The following is a 26,983-nucleotide window of genomic DNA, read 5'->3' as shown; positions in this document are numbered from 1 at the left end:
ATTTTATTAAAAAAGTGCATATCCTGAAACTGAATATGCACTCCAAATAGCATTATATATTTATTTTCTTTTGCACAAAAAAGCACGATATTTTCTAAAACTCTATCTGTGTGTCAAAGTAAAAGCTTCTTCCACTTCCTAATCTTTGTCCGAAATGTTCCAAAAGGGGCTACTGTATTTACATGAATAAACTTATAAACTTCCCATACTGCTGTTTTGGTAGCTTCATCTGCCCACTTTCTTTTATGTGGTAAAAATAGCTCCTCTTCCGTCATAGAATCAATCATTGTAAAAATTTTCTGTATATTATCATCCAGCATGCCCATTAGTTCTTTTAGAGATAAATGGGCATAGGTATCGGTAAACCACTGATACAATTCCCCCAATTGATTCCACTTAAAACCATCCGATGGTGTTTTCACTGGAAGTCCAGCCTGTTCATCATTTTCCCATTTCAATACTAATGCGGTCCACCCAACCTGATATGCAAGATTTTCTGCAGGTGTTCGATCTACCTCCATACATTGTTTGTCCTTCAAGGATTCCGGGATATCCTTAAACTCTGCAATATATTTGTCGTAAGCCCTCTTGATTTCTGCCTTTAGTTCCTCTTTATTTTCATACGTCTTCATCGTTTACCTCGCAGTCTTCCGTCTTTACTCCTTGTTCCACACTCCAAAATTGATTATCCCCTGCGAATTTCAATAAGCTGAAGTACATCCGCAAACATTTCTCCTTGATCTTCTAAATCAATCATAAGCCATTTTTGTCCATTTCCCCATCTTGTTTTTTCATAAAGTTCTCTTAATTCTGGGGCACAGTCGCATAAAATATTCTCAACTGCTTCTTTTACTTTTGAACCAATCACAACCAGCACTGTGAAATACCCTTCTCTTGGATATATCGTACACAGGCTTTTCCCAGACTTTTTAAATTTTACATTCCAACCACGTTCTAAACTACAACGGCTAAATTCTATTTTTTCATGGCACCTGTACTTCTTTTTAATCTCGGAACAAAATTTCATAAATACTGGATTTCTAATATATGCCGCAAAATCCTCTAAGATCGGAATTTCCTCTTGATTCTGCATATCAATCATGACCATTCTCCTTTGCTCTTTATAGAAACTGGAATTTTTTGTTGAAACACTTAAACAAATGAAGCATAAATAACATAAATTTCTGCAATCAAAACAATTCCGAGAACGCCATCTATCATCAAATTATACTGTATATCTGTCAAAAATGTTTTTGAATGTGTCAGGAAATATTTAATGTTTTCTTTTCCAGTCAAAAGTGTAATTATGATTAACAAAATAGGAAATAAAAAAATCTCTACCTTATTTCCAAAATCATCTGCTATCCCATTTGCAAAATGAACAGGAATAATCTGAGGTAAGAAAAACACGCTTACTATTGCTAATAAAACACCAATACTGCAAATTCCCCATGTTAATTTTCTGCTTCCTACAAGTTTCATAAAAATGCCTTCTTTCTGCAAAATTTAATTTTATATTTTTTCTCTTGGCTATCCCTATTTCTCCACAAATCTAATAATATGGACTTCAGTATATCATATCATTTATATCGCATCAACATCCAATCTTGTGAGGTACATTTGAAATAATTCCGGCTAAATACTCCTTGCTGTCTTGCCCCTTCTACTCTGTATCGGATTTCTCTTGATCTGCGTCTTCTCTTTTATTCCTCCTTTTCGTTAACCTGTTTTTCACTTCAACCAACCCTACAAAGGCAACAACCACTGTAGCCATCCCCATTCCTATCCCTGAAGCAATATCATTGATGATATTTTGAGCAGGAGATAACGCCCCTACCAGTAAAACGCCATATACCATCGCAAATAGTAGAGCAGAAAGAATGTCTTTGACCTTACGTTCACGAAATGTCTTCTTATACTTTTCCTCCCATTCTTCTTTCATACTTTGCAATTCTACTTTCCCTTTTTTCCCATCCTCTAATAATAATGTAAAAGGTACATAAGCTCCGATCAAAACGCTAATTGTTATATTTGGAATTTCTAAAGCCATTTTCGAAGCATCACGACTTGCAATAATAAATCCCGATATGCAGGCTCCCACATACGCCATAAAAATATAGCGTTTTTTTTCACTTATCCCCAAATCATTTTTTTTAAAACATAAAGAAAACAGATAGTCCATAGCCCAAATCAAAAGAAGTAATAGCACCGCACATATCACAGCATTAAAATCAGCCTTTATGAGTAACGAAAAGCATATATAGGCATACGATGATAGGAGCATAAGAAAAACATAAACAAGTTGCTGTATCGGCTTCTTTATTCTGTTTACAAATTCAAAAACCCAATATTTCTCTCTATAAATACAATAAATAAAGCCTGCCGTAAGTATCATACTGATAATATAAGATATTATTAAAACTCTCTCCATGTATTTCTCCTTTGTAAAATCTGTTTGATATAACCTATTTCTTATTTAGATAGATTCGTTAACTATGGAGGGACAAAACATTGCAGCTAAATATATTTTCTACCCTATATATCTCAAGGAATATGAAAAATCATATTCCCCAATTATTCTACCATCCAACACACCTACCACTTAGGTCGTAACTGTGCATTGGTAATTTCATCAATGATTCTTCACCATGTTCTGAGAACACAACCACTGCTCCTCTTAGTGAAAATTCAACTAAAATTTCCTCTATAGTATGATTCCAAACATTTTCAAACATTTCATGCAAAATAATAATGTCTGCTTCTTGAAGAAATGCCACTAATATTTCTAAGCAGTATCTCTTAGATATATCCAATCTGCTAACCATTTCGTCTTTACAATCGGACAACTTCCCCATTCCCAGAAAGCCTTCAATCACATAATCTTTGTTTATAATTGAACCTACATTTCTCTCTATATACCGAGATACTGTAACATTATCCTCTGGCTTCATGTTTTTCAGTTCAACTTCTTTTATGCTTTTTGTTGTTCCATAGCATTTTATAATGTCTGTTATCTTACGCTCTTGTTTACTACTACAATTATAAAATCCAACTATGTCTCTCGAACTTATGCGGAACAACCCATCTTCTTCATCATTTTTACTAAACTTCATTTCTATCATATATTCCCTCAACTCCTATAAGCAATGGTAATTTGGGCATCTTATATTTTAACAAAGCATAAGCGATTCCTGATAAACCAGTCATAAAACCTGGATTGTATAATTCTGTTGGTAATATATTTTCCTCATTAAGGAATTCCAAAATCTGTTCAAATCGAGAATCACAAATGCTTCTTACCTGCTTATCATCAAAAATTTCTGCATATCTTTTTAAAATCAATAAATTTCCCATGTTTCCATGGCATAGGCAGAAACCTGCATGTAACCCGTCTTCAATTAATTTATTTTTAGCAAGGCTTATATCTTTAATAGCTTGCTGAAGCAATGCAGTTTCTCCTAAATTCTTGATGGCATTATATAAGGTTAATCTGGATAACAGAATACCCGCAGCTCCATGGCACCACGCTATTGGTTGACTCTTATGCTGATCAACCTCTGAAAACTTTCTTAAATCAATCCAATTATTATCCTTTTCTGAGTATAAAGAATTTTCATATTCTACTAAACTTGAAAGGATATCTAAATATTTTGTTTGTGGATATACCTCATATAATCTTGAAAATAGTTCTATAAAACCACTGTTTCCATGTGCAAATCCCGCCAATACTTCAGGAACCACCTCTGATTTCCAACCAACTTTTCCATTTTCAGTAATCATATTCTCTATCAATTGTTCTGCTATTTGTATAGCTTTTTGTAGATAAATAGGCTTTTTTGTTTTTCTATACATATTAATCAGAACCAAAACTATTCCCGAATTTCCCGAAATCATATCGAACAAACGATCTTCTAAGATAAGTGTTTCCATACAATTTAGCCACTTATCGAAATATTCCTTATACTTGATATCATCATATATTTCATATAAAATACCCAACGTATATAAAATCGAACCTTCGCCGCTAAAGATTCCTGTATTAAAGTCTTCGATATTCTGTTCCCCTTCACTTATAGTATCAATATACCTCAACAAACGATTATCTAAAACCTCACAAATCTTATGATATTTTCTGTCATGGTATATCCATTCATATAAATGGAATACCAAATTAATCCCAACCGTACCATCATATAATGTATTCGGTAATGCCTGGATCATCCACTGATTTTCTTTTATACCAAATAATTTTACGCCAATCCAATTAACGTCTGCTCCATCTTCGCTATAAATCGCATTTGTTCCTATTTTATCTAGCAGCTCTTTTGCCAATTCTTCTGCCGTTTTGGCCATATTACTATAAAGATCTAGTTTTAACCTTTTATTCTTTATTTTCCTTGTTCCTGCATTCTCCATATTAAAAGTAATTTTAATATATTGCGTCTGTTGTTCTAAATTCTTATAGGACAAATTCTGTATATTTTCCTCAATTTGCTGCAAAGCTGGCTTACTAAAGAAATCCTTTACTTCTCTGCCATCCCAAGTATAAATGTTTTTTTTACTTCCACGAAAATAAAAATACGGTATATCACCACTTAATAAATCTTCAATTTCATACTCAATAAGAGATCTACTCCTTTGATTTTGAAGATTTCCATTTGCCAATGAATAAAAAAATAAATTTCGTGCTCCTCCATCCACTAATAATTCAGGATGATATGAACTACTCAACACAATTGCATACTGTTGTGTATTTCTAATCAGATATCTCACCTCTAATTCACCATATTGTTGTATGATTCTTAATAGTGTTTCTGTATTTTCCATTGCACCTAAGTATGCACTTTCAAATCCCTGGATAATTTTATCTGCAAATTCGGAGGGTTGAATAAACCTTCCTTTTAGCATTGCCAAATTGTGATTTCCTTTCGATACTGGATAATCATAGACAACCCTCATGTTAACCGACTTCGGATTGATAATAAAGGGGATTTTTATCGGGAATTTTTGTCCTTCTTCTCCACTAATGGCACTCATATTGATTCCTGTATCTCCTGCGTTATTCCATGAATAAAAGGGGAGTATTCCTGAATACAACACCGATTTTCTTAAAAGACTAGCCACTTTTTCTGCTGCACTTTTCCCATTATTCTCTTCTATATTTCCTATAAATGTTTCCGCATCAATAATAACTGGATATTCATTGCATGCAATGAGATTTTCAAAATGAATATCTCCTCCTTCCAAAAGATAATTTATAAACAAAATAATCCCTATTCTTTGATAATATCTTGAAAGTTCTTCTATAGACTTACAATCTCTTTGTATTACAATTTCGCACCAACCATACATTTCTTTATCAAGTATAGAATACTCATAACTTCCCAAATTACATATTCTATAGAAATAATTTGTAATCTCTTGTAGCTTAATCTCATTTTGCAAACTTCGTGGTTTATATAAAATTTTATCTCCCGATACAAATTCCACACAAAATACTCTTCTCCCTTTTTTATGCGAATCAGAAAAATCTGTCGAAAGATGGTTTACGACAAATCCTTTTTCAGTGATATTAAATTTTTTCATTAAAACATCTGCATCTTTCTCAATGCGCTCTATCACTTCTTTGTAAATATCTATCGCATTTTGTATAATTTCATTTATCCTTCTTTCTAACACTGGATAAAGCGAAAATAAATCATTCAAATATTGTTTATCCTTTAAAAAATGGTCGATATAATATTGATACTGTTCAGATTCATTTCCCCTTAACACGCCTTCTTGTCCACATATATGCATTTCATAAATTAAAGTTCGGATACAAAGATTATTAAGCGAATTAAACAAAAATTGCTGAAAATCAAATAGAATCGATTCATTGATATATCGTCTTTGTATAACTATTTCTCTAAGCTGTCTATTTGCCTCTTGCACAAAAGGATCATAAAATGCTCCGAAAACCATTTTCTCACCCTCATGCCTAAACGCCTTTTTGTTCAAAGACAATTTCACAAAATTTCGTGGTTGACTCTTCTCGTGGCTACTAAAAGCACAATTATTTATAAAACCAAAAAAATACTCAAGGTGGTTTTTCTTTACATATTGTAATCCTTCCTCCTTCAGTATTTTCTTCCAATACTCTAAAGACTCCATATTTATTTCAGACGGAATAGCATCATACACTCTTTCAGATAAATAACTAGATTTTTTCATGTTATCTCCCTTTCTCTTAATCCAGGCCCTAGTTCTAAAATCATCTTTGGTTAATTAGCAACAAGCAAGTGTAAAAATACTTCCGCATTCAACAGAAATTGTGCAAACCACACCTGATGAAGCTAAACTATCAACTTTGTTACTTGTCAAATCTGCTGCTTCTAATTCTGTCAAAAGATCTCCAGCCGGGTTGTTATATTTCATATTTGTTCTGTCAAATTTTCTCATAATATCCACCATTCCTTTCTTCAGAACTAGGACCTTTTGATACCTAAGTATCTTGATTTTTATTATATCCTATCTCCGAATTTCGTCTTTATTTTTGGTATAGATTGACATTTTTTCTTCCTAATTGGTTTTCAACTGTCTTTATCATTTCCTAAATATGCCACAACTTGGCACACTTCTGCGATTGAAGGGTAATTTTACCCATGTTACAATAGGTATTGCTTATAGTATTCCTATTTTCCCCAGCACCTTAATCGGTGCTTTTTTTGTACCCGTAAACCTTTCGCTGACAGTAGCCAATACTTACACAGTACGTACAGCGTACTTCCCCTAAAATAAAACGTATTCTGTGCGTACAGTGTAAGTAAAACTTCCTATTATATAATGAAGGGAGATTACCATGAAAACAAGAAATGAAATCTATCAAGGGGAAGGTGCCCAACTGCTCCGGTTCATTACAACTTACCATTCGTTGCAATATGAACAGGTCTTACGGCTCTTTTCCAAAAACAGAGAGTCTATCAAATCTCTGATCACAAGTCTGGTAAAACAAAAACGCATTATCTATGATAAGGAGAACGGGCTTCTCTTCGACAGCCAGGAATCTGCAAACAATCCTGATTATGGCATGATTGCATCCTTTTGGGTGCTTTTGGACTTCAAAACAGCCATTGTGTACCATACTGACGGTGAATTTCCTGTGAAACTGAACTTTTTCTCTAAAGATGAGTGGTATGAAGTCCTCTATGTCCCCCAGGAACAAGAATATCTTATCAATCATGTCATGGAAAGCCAGACAAAAAGCGATGCGAAACGGCTGGTTGTATTAGAAACAGAAGAACAGGCTGCAAAAATTCATATCACAGGCGTGATTGCCTTTTGCCTTGTAGACTCCTCTACCGGATCTGTCAGCTATTATGCAAAGAAATGAGGTATGTATGAACACCAAAACTGTTTTTGACCGTTTACAGAGCATTGATGATGAAGTCCAAAAACTTCACAACACTATTTTTGCATTGAAAACAACAGATATTCAAGCGTATGCCGACAAATACGAAGAGCTGAGTATCAGTGCTGCCCTACGTTCTGAAAGGATTGCCTGCCAGCTCAGAAATCTGGTATATACCACAACTGACACTGGAAAGAAAGACTATCTGAAACAGGCTGCGGCTGTGCAGGGAATCAAAATCTCTTTTTCAAATAGTGTTCTTTCCATTACCATGCCAGGACTACTGCCCAAACGTAAATTGCGAACCAACACCGCTTTTCTACATGAGCCATTAAACCTTGCCTTGCAGACTTATGTGACAGAACATTCTATTCCGTTATATAAAAGATGTGTGGTCTGTTTTAGTCAAATTTATGACCAGAGCCTTTCTTTACAACGGATACGTGATTACGATAATTTGGAGTTCAAACAGATTTTAGATACTATCGCTTCCTATGTTCTGGTTGATGATACGGGACTCTTTTGCGACTCCTATCACACTACGGAACTGGGGAATTACGATCACACCGTTATCTTTGTAATGGAACCGGAAATCTTTCCTGGCTGGCTGAAAGATAGAAAAGAGTCTATCAAAACCATATCGGAAATTTCCTGATATTTTTCTTTCTTTTTCCGATATGGGTAATTTTTCTGCAAAGAAGCCATATTCTTTGCATTTTTTATGCTTAATACCGCCCTTACTTTACCCAAGTATAGGCTGTCATAGGTAAAAATCGAACTGAGGTGATGCTTATTTGATAAAAACCGATTCTATAAAATATCAGCTTTTGGAAATGGTTGGGCTATGTGGGGAATTCCCTTCCGGACAGCTTAACAGATTGATTGAGAGTGATTCCTATGCAGAGAAGGTGGTTACAGATTTAAAGCAGAGTAAGCTTATAAGAACACACTATAAAGATGGCCTACGAGGTTATCGCCTTACCAAACGGGCAAAAGAACTGCTGCTTTCGCAAAATCCCTGTCGTTTTCAAAACTATTTAACCGGAAATGCAGAAACCAACCTCATACGTAGTGAATTACCAAGACGGCTGCGACTTCATCAAAAAGCAGAAACCTATTTAACGCTTTCACATGCCGGAATCCCATTCTTTCCAGATGAAAAGCCGCTGCTTTTTTCTGAATCCAGCGAAGCGGCTACGTTTCCTGTGCGAAGCCTTCCTCTGTTTTACTCTTCCAGAGAAATAAAAAATCTTGGAGCATCCACTACCAAAATTAAAAATTCCCGTTGTATAGGAATCCTGATGGCTCCTCACTGTGTCTATGCTGTTTATAATACCGGAAATACACTTCTAAAATGGGAATACAAAACGGAAGTCCGACTCAATGCTTTTTTGCAGCACTATCTTCAGGGACTTCCTTACCATGGGCCACCTACCGTTTATGCCATCATGACTGGCAGTGATATGGATATGGCTTTCCGGCTCCTTACCAGTACCGGTGGATACAAAAAAACACTGTTCATGCTGGATACTTCGTATGAACACTTCTATTTCCTGCCCAATAACAGCTACGGAGAATACCTGCTCCGTTTATTGGTACAACCCCAGCGTATGATGCAGCTCAATCAGCTACTACTGTCCGACTGTTTTCCCCAGCGTGAGGATCTGCCAATTGAACATGATGGAATAGACAGCCAGGAAAATCCTATTTTGCTTGCGTATGATTTTGACATGCAGCGTATCAACCGCTTCAATACTGGATTAAATGTATATGGGCTATCCGGGAACCTGATTTGCTTTGACTTTCAGCTTCCCTGCCTGAAAAAATACCTAACTGCAGATATACACTTCTCCAGCATTGATTTTCAAAAGTTTAAAAGGAGGTTTTTCAATGAACCGTAAATGGTGGAAGTTCCTGTTTTTGCTTCCCATAAGCGTCTGCACTCTGTATGCCGGAGGATACGCAGCACAATTTATTAAAAACTATCAGGAATGGACTTCTGCCGGAAACTTTGCCGGCAACGGAACCTATCCGCAAGCAGCTTCTTTACACCCATTGGTCTGCTTTCATACCGCCCTTACCGATTTCCCATACAATTTGTATGGGATTTTTCTTTGCCTGGTTCTCTTTGGGCTTCTTACTTTTTTACTTATGCGTATGGGATATGACAGAAACGGGGAAATTAGTGACCATGACCGGAACTTAAATTACTCTACAAAAGGAACCTACGGTACATCCGGATTCATGACTCCAGATGAAATGATGAAAGTTTTGGAACTGACCGGAGATGTCAAGAAAAATAAAGGAACCATTTTAGGAAAATTAAATGGCAAAGCCGTATGTCTTCCATATCAAACACGAATGAATAAAAATATCGCCGTGTATGGTGCCAGCGGTTCCATGAAATCCAGGGCATTTGCCAGGAATATGATTTTCCAGTGTGTCGCCAGAGGGCAGGAAGGCAACAACGCTTCCGGGGAAAGTTTAATCATTACCGATCCCAAAAGCGAACTCTATGAAAGCATGTCTGCTTATCTGGAAAATGAGGGCTATGTAGTAAAAGCATTTAATCTGGTCAATCCGGAAAACTCGGATAGTTGGAATTGTCTGGGTGAAATCAATGGACAAGAAACGATGGCTCAGGTATTTGCAGATGTCATTATCCAGAATACAGGTTCCGGAAAAGGAGATCATTTCTGGGATAATGCGGAGATGAACCTGCTAAAAGCCCTGGTTCTCTATGTAGATCAGGGCTTTCCGCCGGAAGCCAGAAATATTGGACAGGTTTATAAGCTGCTGACCATGAGTTCCGAAAAGGAGCTGAACAGTCTTTTTGATCTGCTCCCAGTGTCCCATCCAGCAAAAGTTCCTTACTGCATCTACAAACAAGCCAGTGATACCGTGCGAAGCGGAGTTATTATCGGATTGGGTGCCAGACTTCAGGTATTTCAGAATAAACTCATTCGGCAGATTACCTCTTATGATGAGATTGATCTGACACTTCCAGGGAAACAGAAATGTGCTTACTTTTGCATTACCTCAGACCAGGACAGCACCTTCGATTTTTTATCTTCCCTGTTTATGACCTTCATCTTCATCAAACTGGTCCGTTATGCAGATAAGTATGGAGAAGAAGGAAAACTTCCTGTTGCTGTACATATACTGGCTGATGAGCTTGCCAACACCGGAGCTATCCTGGAACTGAATAAGAAAATCAGTGTAATCCGAAGCCGGAATCTCAGCATTTCCTGCATCTTTCAGAATTTGCCCCAGATGCAGAACCGCTATCCTTATAACCAATGGCAGGAAATCATTGGCAACTGTGATACCCAGCTCTTTTTGGGCTGCACAGATGAAGTTACTGCTACCTTTATCAGCAACCGCAGCGGCGATGTGACCGTAGGGGTAAGCAGCGAAGCCAAGCAGCTCAATAGCTGGCGGGTATCCGACTATACACCGGAATACCGGCAGACAAAATCTATCGGCAAACGAAAACTCTTAACACCAGATGAAATCTTGCGGCTCCCGCTTGATACTGCTTTGGTTATCCTACGTGGGCAAAAAGTCCTAAAAGTAGAAAAGTACGATTATACCCTGCATCCAGATGCCAAAAAGCTGACACCAAGAAAAGCATCGGAACACATACCTGAATGGCGCAAAAATGGGTCTTCGGAAGAAACAGAGTATCGACCACAGCCCTCACCCGGATCAGCCAAAAGGAAACGCCGTTCATCTTCTGCGTCAATAGCAAAACAGAAACCACATTTTACATCCGAACCCGTTTATCAGGAACCTACTCCCGATGATTTTATGGAGGATTTCTTTCAGGAAAATTTTATAGAAGATTCCCCCGACTCTGGCATGGTTCCTTTAGATAAAGATTCCATCATGTCATAACACATTTTGAAAGGAGATAACATTTATGGCAAACGAAACAATGAACCTGAACACCCCTATTTTAACCCTTGACTCCGATACTGTATTAGAAACTGCTCAATCAAAAGCGGATTTAATCTGGCATGACATCCAAAATGCCTATCGTACCCGGAAAATTCTCACCGGCATTCTGGGAGGTATTGAAAAGACCGAAGCCGGCAGCTTAATAGCAATTATTTACTATAAAGATTATCGGGCAGTCATCCCTATCTCGGAAATGATGATCAATCTGATCCAAGATGAAACTCATGATTACGGAGATTTCTCTCTTAGACAGAACAAAGTCCTTAATAACATGCTTGGTAGTGAAATCGACTTTGTAATCAAAGGACTGGATACCAAATCCAGAAGCATCGTTGCCAGCCGGAAAGATGCTATGCTGAAGAAACGTCAGATTTTCTATTTTGATCAGGACTCTTCCGGACAGAATAAAATCCACGAAGACCGTATTGTGCAGGCCAGAGTCATTGCCGTTGCTGAAAAAGTAGTCCGGGCAGAAATCTTTGGTGTAGAAACTTCCATCCTTGCAAGAGATCTGTCTTTTGACTGGCTGGGTGATGCCAGGGAACGATTCCAGGTAGGGGAACATATTCTGGTCCGGATCTTAGCTATCCAGGGAGATTCCCCGGAAACGCTCTCTATCCATGCAGATGTAAAAAGCGTGGAAGGCAACACCAGCAAAGAAAATCTGAAAAATTGTCGGGTACAAGGAAAATATGCCGGTACGGTGGAAGACATCCACAAAGGAACTGTTTTTGTCCGGTTAGAATTGGGTGTCAACGCCATTGCTCACAGTTGCTACGACAGCCGCACCGTTGGGAAGAAAGATAAGGTGTCCTTTGTTGTGACACATATTGATGAAGAACGGAATGTTGCTGTTGGCATCATTACAAGGATTATCAAACAAAATATCTGATTACCAAAAGCAATATGAAAAGGAGCTCACTACATCCATTTCTTATTGCGATACAAGATATTCCATGCTATACTGAGCGAGTATAGCTAATCGAGAAAGAGATGCGGATGCAATTTCGACCAGCCCTCTAGTTTTTAAAGGAGGGTGATGCCCATGAACACAATGGAAGTACTCACATTGCTTTTAGTAGTTTTTGCGGCTCTGACTTACATAGATAATCGACATGATAAGAAATAGCATCCACGATAAACCCTGAGAAAGTTTGATGGATGCTATGTCTTAACATAGAAAAAAATTAAATTTTACTGAGGGCATCAGATCTTGCATCTGATTACCTTTCTTAATTAGATTATACACTGGGGGATATGAGAAATCAAGTCCCCCTTTATTATTGTTATTGTCATTACTTAAACTAAATCGACAAATAATATGTTGATAAATATTTTTCTACAGCCCCCTCATTCTCATTTGACCATCATTTAACAGATTTCACATCTAATTCATGGCTATACATTAGTACTTGGTTCTCATTCTGATTCTTCTTTCAAATTTAGTCAGAGCAGACATTTTTAACGACTATTATTTCTATTCAAAAACAGTCACAGATATCTAAACATCAATAAAATATCTGCGACTGTCTTAGAGATATATTTCATTTCAGTTCATACGTTCTAACTTTTTCATTCATGCAGCCATACAAACAGCGAATCTTCTCTCATTATCTCGTCATATATGATTTCCGCCATTTTCTCTTCTGGTGCAGATAGGTTATCTGCACCTAATTTCCTCCCTATTTCATTGTTATGTAAATCCATTTTTTTGTGCTCATCTTTTGTATATCCATCGCTTTCGTTTCCAGTAGTATCTTTATCTTCATGTGCTGTCGCAAAAAGCTCTGCTTTTTCACTTCCTATCAAAACTGTCATTTCGGCATTCCATATTCCGTGTCTAAATGCGTCACTCCTGTCACCCAAACCATTTTTTCCGAATTTTCTTTCGGTTTGTTTAGTGGCAATTTCCTTTGCTTTATTGACTTTTAGTGCATCAAACGGATATCGAATCACTAATTTTTTCTCAGAAGAAGTAAGTGCGTTCCAAATGTCTATGACGCCATCTTTCTTAATAGCATGAATCTGATCCATAAAATCACTTATCTGCTGTTCACTCCATTCCGGATGTTTTGACTTAACATCTAAAATTTGCTTAACGATATCCTCAAACTCATTAGTTTCATCAATTATAAAACCTCTAGAACTCATACTTTCATTTGAAGCAGCATAAACTGAAATGGGAAGTGATGCACTAATCAGTACGCTCACCCCAATAACTATCTCTTTCTTCTTCATCTGTAATACCTCCCCATACAATGGCTTTTCATATCATAATTTAATTCCTATCTGTCATTGAATACTCTCAAAATACCATCCCTTTTTCTTCATCAAATCCAAATGTGTTCCCTGTTCAATGATGCTTCCCCTGTTCAATACATAGATATAATCCGTATCTCGAATAGAGGAAAGTCTATGAGTAATGATAATTTGCGTTTTATTGGTAGACCTTAGGTTATCATAAATTTTCTTTTCTGTAAGCTGATCCAGATTACTGGTAGCTTCATCAAAAATAACTACCTCCGTATCGCTAAGCAGAGCTCTTGCTATGGCAATACGCTGTTTTTGACCACCTGAAATATTTTGTCCTCCTTCTCCAACAAGTGTATCCAATCCCAACGGCATACTTAAAACTTCCTCTTTTAATGCTACAATGTCTAGTACCTTCCATATTTTCTCATCCGGAGCATCACCTATAATATCAATATTCTTTCTTATACTTGCATTTAAGCACATAGGATTTTGAGTAACTACTGAAAACCATTTATAAATCTGTTCCTTCGACATTGATCTGATATCATAATTATTTATCTCAATACATCCTTGATTAATATCCACGGCACCCAGTATGGCTTTTATCAAGGTTGATTTTCCACTACCCGATAAACCAACAATAGCAATTCTCTCGCCTCGCCTAAGATCAAGAGAAACATTATTCAATGCGTATGCCTGCCCACTATTGTAGCAATATGAAACCGAACTTATTTTTAAATTTTCAAATTTTCCAGGTACAAGAACTCCCGTATGATAATTTTCTCTAAAAATCATTAGTTCCTTATAACGTAAAAGCACTTCTTTAATACTATTGATACTCGGTAACAACAATACAACGGTAGTAAAAGGTGCTGTAAAATATCCCACTAAGGTTGCATAGGCTATAAGTTGTCCTATCGTTAACCCTCCTTGCTTCACACTATAACTTCCAATCACGTAAATCATTAAAGGGAAAATCAAGTTTAAGGTTGAGGAAAAACTATTCATCAAATTACTAATTCGAGTTTTTCCCTTGAATCTTTCTATTAACTTACTATAAGAATTTTGTAAATTTGATTTAACTGCATTATCCATCCCCATACATTTTATTTCCATTATATTCTCCAGAGTATCTATCAGTTCTCCCTGTATTGTACTCTGTGAGTATATATACTCTTTCGTCTTTATGAGATTTTTACCATTTAATAAAATCATTATGGCGATCTGTATAATAGAAACAACTAGAACAAATGCAGTCAAATATGGAGATATACTGGTCATAACAGCTAAACATACCAAGGATGTAATCCCTTGGATTATAATGTTTATAAATACATTGGTAAGAATGTCGTTCAACTGATTTATACTATTGAAACGGTTCCCTATGTCACCTGCGGAATGCCATTCAAAAAAACTTACATCCAAACGGAAAATTTTATGAATCATATTAGAAATCATTGTTTTAAAAAGTTTCATGTTAATATTCAATAAAATTTTCTGTCTTAGTAAGCTCAATACAAAATGGGCACACATAATCAGAAGAACTAAAAGTGTAATTTTCCATATATGAATTGTAATATGGGCAGAAGATAAACTATCTATTACTTTTTGCACAACCATTGGAACAGCTAATGTAATAAGTTGACACATAAGCATCAACATAATTGCAATCATAAATTGAGAGAATTTTACCTCTATTTTAAATTTGGTTTTTTTTATTTTCTTAATATTTCTACTTGGAATAACGGATACAAGAATATCCTTGTATCCGTTTTTTAATTCTAAAAAATCGACAACTCTTTTTCCATTTGCTGGATCAAACAGAATATATTTTCCTTTCTTCTTAGTTTTATCAACTACCACATAGTGGGAATCATTACACAAAATGGCTGGAAGATACTCTATTAAGTTTTTTTCTTCATGATTATACTGGTATGCAGCAAATTTAAATCCATACTTTTCTGCTAATTCTTTCATTTGAGCTAAGGTCATACCGTCTCTGCCAATCTGAATCTCTGCCCCTATGTCCACGATATCACTTTTACACCCGTAATAATTAAGAATCATTGTCAGACATGCTATGCCACAATCCATGCTTCCTAGCTGTGAAACATAATGCACTTTTTTTTGAAACATCAAGTTCCTCCCTTTGTTAAATATTACTTAGCAATTACGCTCCTAAATCTCCAGAGCCAAAATGCATGGTAATTCTGGGTACAAATCTCTTAATAGAGAGTATCCCATTCCTGAGATTCCTGTCATAAATCCTGGTATCTTATACCCATGCAAATAAGACCTTGCACAATCGTAATTTTCATTTATAATATCCATAGCAATTTGTGTTCTCGCAGACAACATCATATGTCTTACTTCTTCATCATTACATTCTTTTGAATATTCAAGTAATATTTCTGTATTCCCCAAATTCCCATGACATAGACAGTCATTATCTGTAAATCCATACATTTTTGTCGCAAATAGTGCACGTTCAATATCACATTGTACTGTTATATAATCACTACTGTCTTTAACCAGGTTATACATCTTACTTCTTGCCAATAAAATCCCTGGTGCCCCATGACACCATGCTGCCATGCATCTATTATCAGAGTTTTCTTCTTTTTTTGCCTCCTCCCGATTGTCTAACCAATTATTATATTTATCAGAATACATGGTATTTTCATATATTAATCCAGAGTGTATTGCCTTTTGATATTCAATATGAAATTGCTCATTATTTAACTTTGTAAGAGCATAAATTATACCTGTAATTCCATGTGACAGCCCAGATAAGCTCTGCCCGTTTCCGCAGCACCACTTACCCTTATTCTGATTTTTTATAAGAATGTTCCCTGCTTCGCACGCCAATTGCAAATATATATCCTTTTGAGCTAAGTGATAAAGATTAAGAAGAACAATAACGGCACCTGCATTACCATAAATCAGATCATTATTTTCATCTGCTTTCAATGCATACTCTAAAATTTTGCAATGTTTTTCTGCATATTCTAAATATTTTTGTTTTCCTGTTATCTTATATAAAACTTCGTATACATATATAACAGAAGCTTCCCCCGCATAAGCACCGCTACTTTCCTTTTCTAAATCCGTGGATCGTTCCAACATATCATCGGTATATTGAAACATCATGGTCTCAAATGCTTTGCAGGCTGCTGACAAATCCACATCAAAATCTGATTGCTGTAGTGCATTATAAAAAAGGGCAATTCCTCCTAATCCTTCATATAAATAAACCCCTAATGGTTGGATATTCCAAGAAGAATTTTCAGAATTTCCAATAGATGTTATTCCTATCCAATTTATATCCTGCCCATCATCACCATAAAAAGCTTTTTGCTCTAATGTATGTAAAATTTTTAATATGGCATTTTTTTTATATTCCTTTTGTCCATGTTCATTATCGCTTCTACTTATACAAAGTTCATTTATATCTTTTTTAGGTTTCTCAACTTTTACATCATTCAAATCTGTTAAAATTATTTTTATAAATCTAATCTGTTCTTCTCTATCTTTCTTGCCCATAGAACAGATCTTATTTCTAAGATGTTGAATACTAGACTCAGCAAAATAGTTCTTCACCACTTCCCCTTCTGATCCATAAAGATCTTCTTTTGAAGTATTGCTATAAAAATATGGAATATCCATATTCAGCATATCCTTTATTTCCAGTTTTGCAATTTCCATATTCCCTTGCATCTGTTCCACATTTTTTAACACTGCACACAAAAATAGTTGCCTATCTTTCGCATCTTGAAGAAAATCCGGATTGTATGATGTGTGCAATAGCATGGAATACCGCTGAGTATCTTGGACTAAATGCCTAACTTCAATATTTTCAAATATCGAAACATAGTTTAATATAAGCTTCTTATTGTCCAAACAAAATGTATATGCGTCAAAAAAACCTTCGCATATCTCATCTATATACTGATTAGGTTCTTTTACCTTTTCCCCCAGTCTCAGTAAATTATTACTAGCTTGAGTAATAGGTCTTTCATATTCATAATGCATATTTGATGTCCCAGCATTTTTTAATCTTGGAATCAGTATTGGATATTGCTCTCCCTCTTGGCCATTAAGAGCACTCATATTTATACCTTTTCCATTTTTAGTGTATTTATAAAAAGGCAGTACTCCAGAATACAACACTGATTCATGTATCTTATCGTAAATTTTTTCTCTACCTGATTTTTTCTTTTTGTCCCTTTTATTATCTAAGACAGTCTCGGCATCTACAACAACCGGATATCCCCCATTAGCAATAAGATTTTCAGTATGTATATCATTGACATTTAATATATAATTGCAAAAAACAAGCACTCCTATCCGATAATAATAATTCCTGACTTCAGCCTCACTGTTACAAGGAAGATTAACTACAAATTCTTCCCATCCATAGTCCCCACAATCCAGAATCAAAAATTGCCTAAAGTCCTTTTTACAATTGGAAGAAATAAATTCCAAAAATGACTGATATGCTTTCTCCACCTTCAGTCCGTGTGGTTTATAAACTATTTTTGTTCCATCTTGAAACTGAATTAAAAAAACACTATTTCCTTTCTTATGTGAATCTGAACCACTCGTTCTTATATCTTTTACTTCAGTCCAGCTCTTTTTCCCACCAAATTTATCTTCTAAAAGTAAAGTATCCTTTTCCATTCTTTCCTGCAATAATATATAATTATTTGCCAAATTTTCCATTAATTCTATCAGCATTCTTTTAAGACCTGGATATATGGAAAATAATTCTTTTATATACTTATCATTACCAAGAAATCTCTGATTATAGTCGTTATATTCTTCTGCTTCATCATTTCCTCTAAGTTCTCCTTGTTCTTTTGCTAAATACATTTCAAAAATAAGAGTGCTTAAAGAAACATCTAAAATCCTTTCCGCTAAATTTTTCAAAAAACAGTCCTGAATTACTTTAACAATATATCCTTTTCTACTCTTTCTTTCTAAAACCCGTTTCCCATATCCCAGAAACCTGAGAACAAATTGATCAAATAATACTTTTGTCCCTTTTTTAGTCAAATAGGATATAGCCTTCTCATTACACATATCAGAATATTCCTGATTTAACGTTGCAAAGCTAATATATTTATGATTTAACGAATACTCTGAAAATAATATCTGCTCTATAGAAACCCCATAAGCCTTATCTATTGATTCAATAACATCTTTACCTAAAATGTTATTCCAATATTCTAATATTTGAGTATCTTTGATTGGAACATCCTTATAATAATTTCTTTCATAAAAATAGGAATTATTGTCACAATTATTTTTATCCATAATAATCTCCTCCATTATGTAAAAAATTTTGAATTTGCATATGATATCTATGCATAGAAGCCAAACCTATTCATTCAGTAGTCATCATACCTGTGGTTTCATACCACTCTCATAAACTAACAGCAAACAAACATAATTGTTCCCCAGTTACATTCTTTTGTTGATGTACAGAACTGAGACCCATCGGAAACTCTTGGTTCACCAGCACCTGCGGAAAAATTGTTTAAATCCGCCTCTTTAATTTCCTTCATTACATTTCCTGCCGGATTCATGAAATTTTCTGGTCTTGTCATTGGATTTCTATAATTTTTCTTCATAAGGCACGCTCCTAACTGCTTCTTGCATAGATACCATATGTAAATTCAAAATGTCTATATCTATACGATTTAATTTTTCACAAAATACTGCAGGAATACAGAACCCTTCAGGTTCATCCTAAGATATTTATTTTTTCATTTCTCATTTCCTTAAAAGGTTCTGTTAAGTTCACTTGACTAGCAGTATGTATTTTCTCTTCTCCTTCCTTACAAACATATATTAAAATTGTTTATGATTACGGACAACATTTCTTTACATTCAATCCACCATTTTTTACCACCCTTTCCGTCTTGTTTGTTTTACCTTTACTTTTCTTTTTGATTTCATATAAACATTCTTTTTGGTTCTGTTTAGCATTTGAAACAATAGTATGGAAACCACCAAAACCCCAATTATAGACATCGCCGCAGGAGGAATTTTATATGTTATTCCATATTCGCTTCCGCATTTAGGATCAACAAGTATCATTGCAGCCTTGATTGGAAACCAATTAAGCATACTTCCTTCCATTGTTGCAAAATATCCGTAGATGAATGCAACGGCAACTCCCAGCAATGATTTTCCTTCTGCAAAAGCACAAACAATAATAATGGGAAGTACTGATATATACACCAATATGTCAGATACAATAATCTGAGCGGCTGACATCAGCATCATATGAATATTCATTCCAGAAAATCCTAAAAAAGCATTAAAACATATTGACAAAAGAGCGTTAAAAATACTAAAAACTATAGTTAAAAATAAAAGCAGCCAAAATTTAGCAATAAGTAACTTTTTATATGAAATAGGTACTGTTAAAATAGATTTTAATGTATCATCTGTTGTTTCCCTGGAAATAATGTACACAGCGACTAATGTAATAATAATCGGGAAAAATAATGTACAATTACTAATAATTACCTGCTGTATAAAATACTGAAAATCCCATACTTTATTTGTGCTTGCAATTGAATAAAAGCAACTCATTAACACAGATAGCGACATCATAACTAATCCAGCTTTTACAACTGAATATCTTTTAATTTTTAATAACTCTGTTGATATAATATTTCCCATTTAAATTACCTCGTCCATTTTTTATAAAATCTAATCATAAGCATTAAAGATAAGAACAATGTTACTCCTAATACCAAAAATGCATAAATATCTGACGGAAACATAATATATGCTTCTTTTGACAAATTATCTTTTATTACATGATCTACCAGTTTACCGCTTGTCCAGTCCATCGCACATATAACTGGAAATAGATTTAGAAATTTTGCGGTACCTTTCACTGCCATTGTTTCAAATAAACCGATAATTCCCCAATTTAGAATCGAATAAAAAAATGCCAACAATGTAGACACTAAATAGGATTTATTAAAATATACTATTATAACCACAATAGGAAGTGACGCTATCGTTATCACAAGCCCAAATATAATACTAAATCCTAGCTTGTATGCTAAATCATATATAATACCAACCTTCAATATCCATGAAAAGAATATTGTAAATGATACACTCGCCAGGCTAAAAAGAGTACCATATATAAAAAGTACACAGATCTTTGCAAGGATCATTTTGGTAATTGTCACGGGCACTGTTCTAATATTTTTAAATGTATCATTATCTCGTTCCATAAAGAACAAGATTGTCGCAAGCATTCCTATTAAACAAGGTGCAAGGAATACAAGACCATAGCCCTGTGTCATAGTAAAGGATAAATCAAACCTCATTTTCAAATAATGTGTGCTCAGATCACCAGACATCCCGTTCTTAGTTGTCATAACCACAATTAAGGGGAAAAAACATGATAATACAATCAGCATGAGCGTGATTTTCCTTCTTTTCAATTTTGTAAACTCACATCTGACTAAATCAAGCAATTCCTTCCCCTCCTGTCACTTTTTTAAAATAGTCCTCTAAAGTATCTTCACACAAATGAGCGTCCATCACGTCTACTCCTTCTTGAACAAAGGAACGAACTATATCTGGTATTGATATACTGAGATTATACACATTTATATCTTGGTTTCCTGATACCTTAAAATTTGATTCTTTATAATACACTGACAGTATTCTTGCTGCTTGGGCATTATCAGAAACCTTGAAGTGTATATATTTTCCATTTTTTTCTTCTAATTCCTTCATACTTCCCTCTTCAATGAGTACGCCTTTATCAATGATACCAATATCGTCTGCTAAAACAGCAATTTCTGAAAGTATATGGCTAGAGATCAATATAGTTTTCCCTCTATTTTTAGATAAATCTTCTATAAATGTTCTTATTTCTGCGATTCCTATCGGATCTAAGCCATTAATTGGTTCATCCAAAATTAATATTTCTGGATCATGCATTACCGCTAATGCTATAGCTAATCGCTGTTTCATTCCTAATGAATACTGCGAATATAACTTTTTATCTTTATATGGTAAATTAACAAGTTTTAATGCCTGTTCGATAGCATCAGTTCTTGGGATTCCTCTCAATTTCGCAAAAATTCTAAGATTTTCCGTACCTGTCAAATTAGGGTAAAATCCAGGACTTTCAATCAGTGATCCTATTCGAGGTAATATTTTTTTCTCTTCAAGCCTTATATCTCTATTAAAAATACGTATGGAACCTGATGTCGGTTCTATGAGGTTTAGCAGCATTTTCATAGTTGTGGTTTTTCCAGCTCCATTTCTCCCTAAAAGTCCATATATCTTTCCCTTTCTTACATGCATATTTAGATTGGAAACACTTTTCTGTTCTCCATATGTTTTAGTTAAATCACGTGTTTGTATAATGTATTGTGACATTTGGTTTTTCTCCTTTCAGAATCTTCTATGTTTTACAGTATAATATATTTTTCTGACAGGAACCTGACAGAAACCTGACAAGAACCTTGTAATTTATTTAATACGAAAAAGATGATACTCGAACGTATCATCTTTTTTGTTACCTTTGTATAACTGAAAATTCAATACAAAATACTGTTCCTTTACCCGGTTCACTAAATGCACTAATTGTCCCACCCATTTTCTCTAGCAATAATTTTGAAATATTTAATCCCAGTCCATTCCCTTTTCCGGATCTTCCTTTATTACACCGGTATAATCTTTCAAAAATATAATTCAAATCTTCCTTTGCTATCCCTATCCCATCATCACCTATCTCGAGTCTAAATTTACCATTCCCCTCTGATGCTGTTATTGATATGTTTGCTGCTTTGCTATGAGTAAAAATATTCTGCACAATATTATTTATAGCCCTCATATAACAATCCTCATCAATCTCAACAATTATAGCTTTCTCAGGAATTTCTATATTATATCCTATTCGATGTTCTTCTATTATAGGGATCCAATCCAAAAAAATCCTTCTGGTTTCTTCAGTAATGTCAACTGCTTTTATTTCCAACTGTTCCTCATCTGAATTAATCCTAAACCACTCGAATAACACTTCGATATATTTTTTTAAGTCATACGCCTTTTCTTTCGCTAGTCTTAGATATTGTTCCTCTTTATCTGAACTTACCAGTTTTAAATCTAGAGCGTCCAAATACCCTATTAAGGTTGTCATGGGTGTTCTGACATCATGTGATAAACTTGTCATGAGTTGCTTATTTGCTTCCAACTCTATGTTACTCTCTTCGATCCTTTTTTCATATTTATACAATATAGAATTTACTCTAAATCCAACTTGATCTATCCTATTATTTTTTTTCAATAGAAACTTTTGTTTGCTTTGACCTTTCTCTATTTCTAAAAGTATTTGATTGAACTCTTTTAGTCTTCTATTAATTTTAAACACATAAAGTGTCAATCCCAAATTATAAAATAAAAGTATGACTAGCACCACATAAAATAATTTCATTTATCTCATAACTCCTTATTGAATCTATATCCAAGACCTCTTACAGTCTGAATATACGAATTTTCTGCTGTTCGCTCTATTTTCTTTCTCAATCTGCTAATAACTGCCATTATGTTATCATCATCATATACATACTCTTCGTTCCAAACATTTTCGTATATTTGTTTCTTCGTGAGAATTTTTCCTTGATTTTTTGCAAGATATATAAGTACATCATATTCTTTTGCAGATAATTTAAGCTCTTCACCAGACAATTCTACTATGCCACTTTCTAAGTCAATTCTTAAATCGCCATATTTCAAAATTGCTTTACTAGCCATATTATTTAAACGTGTGTAACGTCTTATTAGAGATAATACTCTTGCAAAAAACTCTTCCATTTCAAAAGGTTTTGTCAAATAATCATCAGCTCCCGCCCGCAACCCTTTTACTTTTGAGGTGCTGTCATCTTTCGCTGTAAGCATTAGTATTGGTACATTACTCATGTCTCGTATTCTTTCTAAAACTTCAAAACCACTGATTCCTGGCATCATCACATCCAATACAACTAATTGATATTCCTTATCTTTTACTGATTTTATCCCATCAAAACCGTTGCATGAAATATCTGCACAAATATTTTCTTGCAAAAGACTCTCTTGCAAGAGTGTACATAAATCCCTATCATCATCAATAATTATAATATCTTTTCTCATCTCAAGCCTCCAGTAATATGTATATCTCTTCAAATTGATTGCAACAATTATATTGGTAATTATTTTATCACTATATTAACCGTTTGTATCTTACAATATTCTTGTAATTCATATATCGAACCATTTTGGCTAACTCTTTATATATCAAATTTTTATTTCTTCATCTCAACTTGACAAACCTCTACAATTAAAAAAAATTCACCCATACTAGAATAATCTGACAACGATTCCAGGTAGGGGAACATATTCTGGTCCGAATCTTAACTATCCCGGGAGATTCCCCAGAAACGCTCTCCATCCATGCAGATGTAAAAATCGTGGAAGGCAACACCAGCAAAGAAAATCTGAAAAGTTGTCGGGTACAGGGAAAATATGCCGGAACGGTGGAAGACATCCACAAAGGAACTGTTTTTGTCCGGTTAGAATTGGGCGTCAACGCCATTGCTCACAGTTGCTACGACAGCCGCACCGTTGGGAAGAAAGATAAGGTGTCCTTTGTTGTGACACATATTGATGAAGAACGGAATGTTGCAGTGGGGATTATCACTCGTATTATTAAACAGAGTATTTAACAGTCCATAATGTGAAAGGTAGGAAATCAACTGAACGCTTTCCTACCTTTTCTGTTATCTTTTCTCACCCTCATACTCAATTTTCAAACCAAAAATATATTGCAGTTTATGAAGCAAAAGAACAAATACAATGCCCATATATTAATTTATAAAATTCTTTTATTAGTAGATATACTCTATTTTATTCTATCTATCAGACTCTCTCTCTTGTAAAAATTAATAATTATATAGGCAAATATCATTTGAACAATAATAAGTATTGAAAAATATACCGTCATTTCTTTAAATGGGAAGTGATATATCACTTTTCCAAAAACACTAAAGGAACTAAATACATTACACAGTATAATCCCAAAAATAGTTCCAAAAATCAAAGAAATTGAAATCGAACCAACGGAATATAAGATTCCCTCTTTTACTACTATAGATGATAATTGTTTATCAGTTAGACCTACACATTGTAGCATTCCATATTCTCGTTTACGTGTTGCCATATTTGAAAACAGCATATTTAGCAAATTAACAATACCAAAAATTCCTACAAATATAACTAAACCATAAACTGGCTTTCTATATGCATCTATCCTTTGTTTATATGAAGCAGCAACATCATCTATGGTAGTAAATTGGATAGGCATTTCATTTTGAAACATCTTTCTAATCATATCTTCTGTTTTTGAAACATTTGTATCACTTGTTGTTTTTATACTCAATTGATAAGTTAAATTTAATACATCTTTTCTTAATTCTTCCATATTAGATAAAGGCATATACACCATATTGTAGCCGCCATAATCAGCACCATTTTCTACAATTCCTACAACCTCATATTTTACTGGTACACCCTCGCTATCTAAAATATTAATTGTATCACCAATTTTAACTTCCCAATCCCATAAAGTTTCCCACTCACTTGCTTCCGAAACTACAATTCCATTTTTCTGTTGCATTTTCTTAAAATCTATTTCACCATCTACTAAAAATTTCTTTAAATTAGTAATATCCCCCGATTGTATTCCGTCCACAACAAAAATATCTGTATCGCCATTCGGTAATGTTATGTCACAAACTGTTCCTTTATACTGTTTAATTGATTCGACAGCTTGCATATCCTCTAATTTTTTTAGCAACTCTTGATTTAAAATATTATTTTTTTGTAAATCAAAATATTGTTTACTCGTATAAGACTGTGGTCCGTATGTTCCAAGTTCAATTTTTATTTCACCATTTGGCATTGATTTTTTTGCCATATTATATGGATCAATAGAATTTAAGTAGGAAGAGCTAGCCATAAGAACTATTCCACAAATTCCTAAAGAAAGTATTGTTAAAAACGTTTTTTTCTTATTACGCTGCACACTTAACAATGCTAATCTCCACAATGTAATTTTTTTATATGAATGTTTCCTATTTATATTTACCTCTGTATCTGCAAAATATCGTAATGCTTCTATTGGAGAGGCTGCAGATGCTATTTTTGCTGGTTTATAAAGAGATAACATTACAACAAAATAAACAAACGCACTCGCCATACCTGATATTAAAATAGTATTCACTAAATACCATCCTTTTGGTTGAATAAAGTAAGCTATAATACCCCCAAAAACACATCCCCAAAAACAACCTTTTAGAGTTAAAACATTCCCTTCTATTTTTATTATTTTTCTGATTTGCTTTTTAGTCATACCCAATGTTCTCATCTGTCCATATTTTCCAATTCTCTCCAAAACAGAAACAAAAAATATACTATAAATAACTATACTTGATATAATTGCAATGACTAAACTCACGCCCAAAATAACACTTATATATTGAATACTTTTCTGACTAATAAGAGAAAAATAATAAGATGAATAAACAATGCTATCCTTTGGTACATCTAATTGTTGTGCTATTTTATCAATTTCACTCTTTATTCCGGCTTCGTTCCAGCCTTGAGTATCGTTAATTTTAAAATATATGCTATATAAAGCCCCTGGCATTTTTCTTTCAATCAATTTATCAGATACATATATCGAATGTGTATCTGCAGTACTCTGCATAGGTAAAATTCCTGCAATAACATAGCTTTCTTTTCCATCTCCTAAATCTATCTCTATAGAATCACCTATTTTGGCCTTTGATTGAACCTCTTCTAAATATGAATCAGTTACTACAACTTCTTTTTCCATTTCAGGTAATTTCCCCTTTAATTCGGGATATCTTCCTAACTTTAGTAACGACTCTGTCATTGTTCTTATAGTAATTTTATAAGTCCCCTGGTTTAATGTCCCCAGTGTTCTAGTTTCTCCCATTTCAACATTCTTCATGGCTTTCATTTTATTGACAACCTTAGAATTAACATCCATAAATGTCGCTTGATACCGACCTTCAGCATCTTGAATTGAAAAACGTTGTGTTTGTACAAAATAAAGTGTTACCACTATAATTAATGCTGTTGACAATATTATCGTTAAAATGCCACAAAACTTCTTTAACCTCACACTATTCAAATCCTGTCTTGCTAAATGCCCTATTACCTTTTTTTCATTATTGCCTTTCATTTTTCCTACCTCAATTCTATATAAATTTACGAAAAATCCCATTTTCAAAACCAAATTCTGATTTTGAAAATGGGTTTTTCCTAGCACAT

23 protein-coding genes are annotated in these 26,983 nt (G+C 34.4%); 6 read left to right on the top strand and 17 right to left on the bottom strand.

The window, feature by feature from the left end:
* Positions 1-113: 113 nt before the first annotated feature.
* The 7 genes from ACGG81_RS01400 to ACGG81_RS01370 form a co-directional block, all read right to left on the bottom strand.
* The gene (locus tag ACGG81_RS01400) at positions 114-632 is read right to left on the bottom strand and encodes a ClbS/DfsB family four-helix bundle protein (RefSeq protein WP_054338129.1); all 519 of its coding nucleotides are present in this window, start codon (positions 630-632) and stop codon (positions 114-116) included.
* 53 nt (positions 633-685) lie between these two features.
* Positions 686-1,102: a DUF3788 domain-containing protein gene (locus tag ACGG81_RS01395; RefSeq protein ID WP_054338130.1), complete on the bottom strand. Its 417-nt coding sequence runs from the start codon at positions 1,100-1,102 to the stop codon at positions 686-688.
* A gap of 50 nt (positions 1,103-1,152) precedes the next feature.
* Positions 1,153-1,482 (bottom strand): DUF1648 domain-containing protein, encoded by a 330-nt coding sequence (locus tag ACGG81_RS01390; RefSeq protein ID WP_054338147.1) that lies wholly within the window; start codon positions 1,480-1,482, stop codon positions 1,153-1,155.
* Between the two features lie 181 nt (positions 1,483-1,663).
* The gene (locus tag ACGG81_RS01385) at positions 1,664-2,431 is read right to left on the bottom strand and encodes a hypothetical protein (RefSeq protein WP_114002467.1); all 768 of its coding nucleotides are present in this window, start codon (positions 2,429-2,431) and stop codon (positions 1,664-1,666) included.
* A 148-nt stretch (positions 2,432-2,579) separates the two neighbouring features.
* Positions 2,580-3,122: a hypothetical protein gene (locus ACGG81_RS01380; RefSeq protein ID WP_054338131.1), complete on the bottom strand. Its 543-nt coding sequence runs from the start codon at positions 3,120-3,122 to the stop codon at positions 2,580-2,582.
* The gene (locus ACGG81_RS01375) at positions 3,103-6,213 is read right to left on the bottom strand and encodes a type 2 lanthipeptide synthetase LanM family protein (RefSeq protein ID WP_117843977.1); all 3,111 of its coding nucleotides are present in this window, start codon (positions 6,211-6,213) and stop codon (positions 3,103-3,105) included. The genes ACGG81_RS01380 and ACGG81_RS01375 overlap by 20 nt, the downstream gene beginning before the upstream one ends.
* Before the next feature lie 54 nt (positions 6,214-6,267).
* A complete protein-coding gene (locus ACGG81_RS01370) occupies positions 6,268-6,441 on the bottom strand; it encodes a plantaricin C family lantibiotic (RefSeq protein ID WP_114002469.1) in 174 nt (57 codons plus the stop codon).
* 400 nt (positions 6,442-6,841) lie between these two features.
* On the opposite strand from ACGG81_RS01370, the gene ACGG81_RS01365 reads away from it, so the two are divergent.
* The 5 genes from ACGG81_RS01365 to ACGG81_RS01345 all read left to right on the top strand — a co-directional run bounded on the left by ACGG81_RS01365 (position 6,842) and on the right by ACGG81_RS01345 (position 12,242).
* The gene (locus ACGG81_RS01365; RefSeq protein ID WP_054338136.1) at positions 6,842-7,372 is read left to right on the top strand and encodes a DUF5697 family protein; all 531 of its coding nucleotides are present in this window, start codon (positions 6,842-6,844) and stop codon (positions 7,370-7,372) included.
* A 7-nt stretch (positions 7,373-7,379) separates the two neighbouring features.
* The gene (locus ACGG81_RS01360) at positions 7,380-8,045 is read left to right on the top strand and encodes a DUF6100 family protein (protein WP_025579351.1); all 666 of its coding nucleotides are present in this window, start codon (positions 7,380-7,382) and stop codon (positions 8,043-8,045) included.
* Positions 8,046-8,223: 178 nt separating this feature from the next.
* A complete protein-coding gene (locus ACGG81_RS01355) occupies positions 8,224-9,291 on the top strand; it encodes a hypothetical protein (protein ID WP_025579350.1) in 1,068 nt (355 codons plus the stop codon).
* Complete coding sequence (locus tag ACGG81_RS01350) at positions 9,281-11,287, top strand: VirD4-like conjugal transfer protein, CD1115 family (protein ID WP_025579348.1); 2,007 nt, start codon at positions 9,281-9,283, stop codon at positions 11,285-11,287. Before ACGG81_RS01355 ends, ACGG81_RS01350 begins: the two co-directional genes overlap by 11 nt.
* 25 nt (positions 11,288-11,312) lie before the next feature.
* On the top strand, positions 11,313-12,242 hold the full coding sequence (locus ACGG81_RS01345) for a hypothetical protein (RefSeq protein ID WP_059085305.1): 930 nt from the start codon (positions 11,313-11,315) through the stop codon (positions 12,240-12,242).
* A gap of 680 nt (positions 12,243-12,922) precedes the next feature.
* Here ACGG81_RS01345 and ACGG81_RS01340 read toward each other — a convergent pair.
* The 9 genes from ACGG81_RS01340 to ACGG81_RS01300 all read right to left on the bottom strand — a co-directional run bounded on the left by ACGG81_RS01340 (position 12,923) and on the right by ACGG81_RS01300 (position 23,779).
* A complete protein-coding gene (locus tag ACGG81_RS01340) occupies positions 12,923-13,588 on the bottom strand; it encodes a DUF6973 domain-containing protein (RefSeq protein ID WP_025580954.1) in 666 nt (221 codons plus the stop codon).
* A 54-nt stretch (positions 13,589-13,642) separates the two neighbouring features.
* Positions 13,643-15,739 (bottom strand): peptidase domain-containing ABC transporter, encoded by a 2,097-nt coding sequence (locus ACGG81_RS01335; RefSeq protein WP_390109114.1) that lies wholly within the window; start codon positions 15,737-15,739, stop codon positions 13,643-13,645.
* A gap of 42 nt (positions 15,740-15,781) precedes the next feature.
* Complete coding sequence (locus tag ACGG81_RS01330) at positions 15,782-18,919, bottom strand: type 2 lanthipeptide synthetase LanM family protein (RefSeq protein WP_173684412.1); 3,138 nt, start codon at positions 18,917-18,919, stop codon at positions 15,782-15,784.
* Between the two features lie 116 nt (positions 18,920-19,035).
* Positions 19,036-19,236 carry a plantaricin C family lantibiotic gene (locus ACGG81_RS01325; RefSeq protein WP_025580957.1) on the bottom strand — a complete coding sequence of 67 codons (201 nt, stop codon included), beginning with the start codon at positions 19,234-19,236 and terminating at the stop codon, positions 19,036-19,038.
* Positions 19,237-19,510: 274 nt separating this feature from the next.
* On the bottom strand, positions 19,511-20,296 hold the full coding sequence (locus tag ACGG81_RS01320) for an ABC transporter permease (RefSeq protein WP_117843975.1): 786 nt from the start codon (positions 20,294-20,296) through the stop codon (positions 19,511-19,513).
* Between the two features lie 5 nt (positions 20,297-20,301).
* The gene (locus ACGG81_RS01315) at positions 20,302-21,111 is read right to left on the bottom strand and encodes an ABC transporter permease (protein ID WP_117843974.1); all 810 of its coding nucleotides are present in this window, start codon (positions 21,109-21,111) and stop codon (positions 20,302-20,304) included.
* Positions 21,104-22,027: an ABC transporter ATP-binding protein gene (locus ACGG81_RS01310; RefSeq protein ID WP_055151469.1), complete on the bottom strand. Its 924-nt coding sequence runs from the start codon at positions 22,025-22,027 to the stop codon at positions 21,104-21,106. The genes ACGG81_RS01315 and ACGG81_RS01310 overlap by 8 nt, the downstream gene beginning before the upstream one ends.
* Positions 22,028-22,166: 139 nt before the next feature.
* Entirely contained in the window at positions 22,167-23,084 is a 918-nt protein-coding gene (locus tag ACGG81_RS01305) for a sensor histidine kinase KdpD (protein ID WP_117843973.1), read from the bottom strand.
* A gap of 5 nt (positions 23,085-23,089) precedes the next feature.
* On the bottom strand, positions 23,090-23,779 hold the full coding sequence (locus ACGG81_RS01300; protein WP_025580962.1) for a response regulator transcription factor: 690 nt from the start codon (positions 23,777-23,779) through the stop codon (positions 23,090-23,092).
* 317 nt (positions 23,780-24,096) lie between these two features.
* Here ACGG81_RS01300 and ACGG81_RS01295 point away from each other — a divergent pair, with 317 nt between their 5' ends.
* Positions 24,097-24,351 carry a hypothetical protein gene (locus ACGG81_RS01295; RefSeq protein ID WP_226824571.1) on the top strand — a complete coding sequence of 85 codons (255 nt, stop codon included), beginning with the start codon at positions 24,097-24,099 and terminating at the stop codon, positions 24,349-24,351.
* Positions 24,352-24,527: 176 nt separating this feature from the next.
* Here ACGG81_RS01295 and ACGG81_RS01290 read toward each other — a convergent pair whose 3' ends face one another.
* On the bottom strand, positions 24,528-26,894 hold the full coding sequence (locus ACGG81_RS01290) for an FtsX-like permease family protein (RefSeq protein ID WP_161276371.1): 2,367 nt from the start codon (positions 26,892-26,894) through the stop codon (positions 24,528-24,530).
* Positions 26,895-26,983: the final 89 nt, after the last annotated feature.

Origin of the sequence: Faecalimonas umbilicata (genome assembly GCF_042846195.1) — a bacterium.
Taxonomy (GTDB): Bacteria; Bacillota; Clostridia; order Lachnospirales; family Lachnospiraceae; genus Faecalimonas; species Faecalimonas umbilicata.
This window is presented reverse-complemented; position numbering and strand designations above follow the sequence as displayed.

Coding starts and splice junctions, on each gene's coding strand:
- ACGG81_RS01400 (WP_054338129.1), bottom strand. CDS start 632: ATGAAGACGTATGAAAATAAAGAGGAACTAAAGGCAGAAATCAAGAGG.
- ACGG81_RS01395 (WP_054338130.1), bottom strand. CDS start 1,102: ATGATTGATATGCAGAATCAAGAGGAAATTCCGATCTTAGAGGATTTT.
- ACGG81_RS01390 (WP_054338147.1), bottom strand. CDS start 1,482: ATGAAACTTGTAGGAAGCAGAAAATTAACATGGGGAATTTGCAGTATT.
- ACGG81_RS01385 (WP_114002467.1), bottom strand. CDS start 2,431: ATGGAGAGAGTTTTAATAATATCTTATATTATCAGTATGATACTTACG.
- ACGG81_RS01380 (WP_054338131.1), bottom strand. CDS start 3,122: ATGATAGAAATGAAGTTTAGTAAAAATGATGAAGAAGATGGGTTGTTC.
- ACGG81_RS01375 (WP_117843977.1), bottom strand. CDS start 6,213: ATGAAAAAATCTAGTTATTTATCTGAAAGAGTGTATGATGCTATTCCG.
- ACGG81_RS01370 (WP_114002469.1), bottom strand. CDS start 6,441: ATGAGAAAATTTGACAGAACAAATATGAAATATAACAACCCGGCTGGA.
- ACGG81_RS01365 (WP_054338136.1), top strand. CDS start 6,842: ATGAAAACAAGAAATGAAATCTATCAAGGGGAAGGTGCCCAACTGCTC.
- ACGG81_RS01360 (WP_025579351.1), top strand. CDS start 7,380: ATGAACACCAAAACTGTTTTTGACCGTTTACAGAGCATTGATGATGAA.
- ACGG81_RS01355 (WP_025579350.1), top strand. CDS start 8,224: ATGGTTGGGCTATGTGGGGAATTCCCTTCCGGACAGCTTAACAGATTG.
- ACGG81_RS01350 (WP_025579348.1), top strand. CDS start 9,281: ATGAACCGTAAATGGTGGAAGTTCCTGTTTTTGCTTCCCATAAGCGTC.
- ACGG81_RS01345 (WP_059085305.1), top strand. CDS start 11,313: ATGGCAAACGAAACAATGAACCTGAACACCCCTATTTTAACCCTTGAC.
- ACGG81_RS01340 (WP_025580954.1), bottom strand. CDS start 13,588: ATGAAGAAGAAAGAGATAGTTATTGGGGTGAGCGTACTGATTAGTGCA.
- ACGG81_RS01335 (WP_390109114.1), bottom strand. CDS start 15,739: ATGTTTCAAAAAAAAGTGCATTATGTTTCACAGCTAGGAAGCATGGAT.
- ACGG81_RS01330 (WP_173684412.1), bottom strand. CDS start 18,919: ATGGATAAAAATAATTGTGACAATAATTCCTATTTTTATGAAAGAAAT.
- ACGG81_RS01325 (WP_025580957.1), bottom strand. CDS start 19,236: ATGAAGAAAAATTATAGAAATCCAATGACAAGACCAGAAAATTTCATG.
- ACGG81_RS01320 (WP_117843975.1), bottom strand. CDS start 20,296: ATGGGAAATATTATATCAACAGAGTTATTAAAAATTAAAAGATATTCA.
- ACGG81_RS01310 (WP_055151469.1), bottom strand. CDS start 22,027: ATGTCACAATACATTATACAAACACGTGATTTAACTAAAACATATGGA.
- ACGG81_RS01305 (WP_117843973.1), bottom strand. CDS start 23,084: ATGAAATTATTTTATGTGGTGCTAGTCATACTTTTATTTTATAATTTG.
- ACGG81_RS01300 (WP_025580962.1), bottom strand. CDS start 23,779: ATGAGAAAAGATATTATAATTATTGATGATGATAGGGATTTATGTACA.
- ACGG81_RS01290 (WP_161276371.1), bottom strand. CDS start 26,894: ATGAAAGGCAATAATGAAAAAAAGGTAATAGGGCATTTAGCAAGACAG.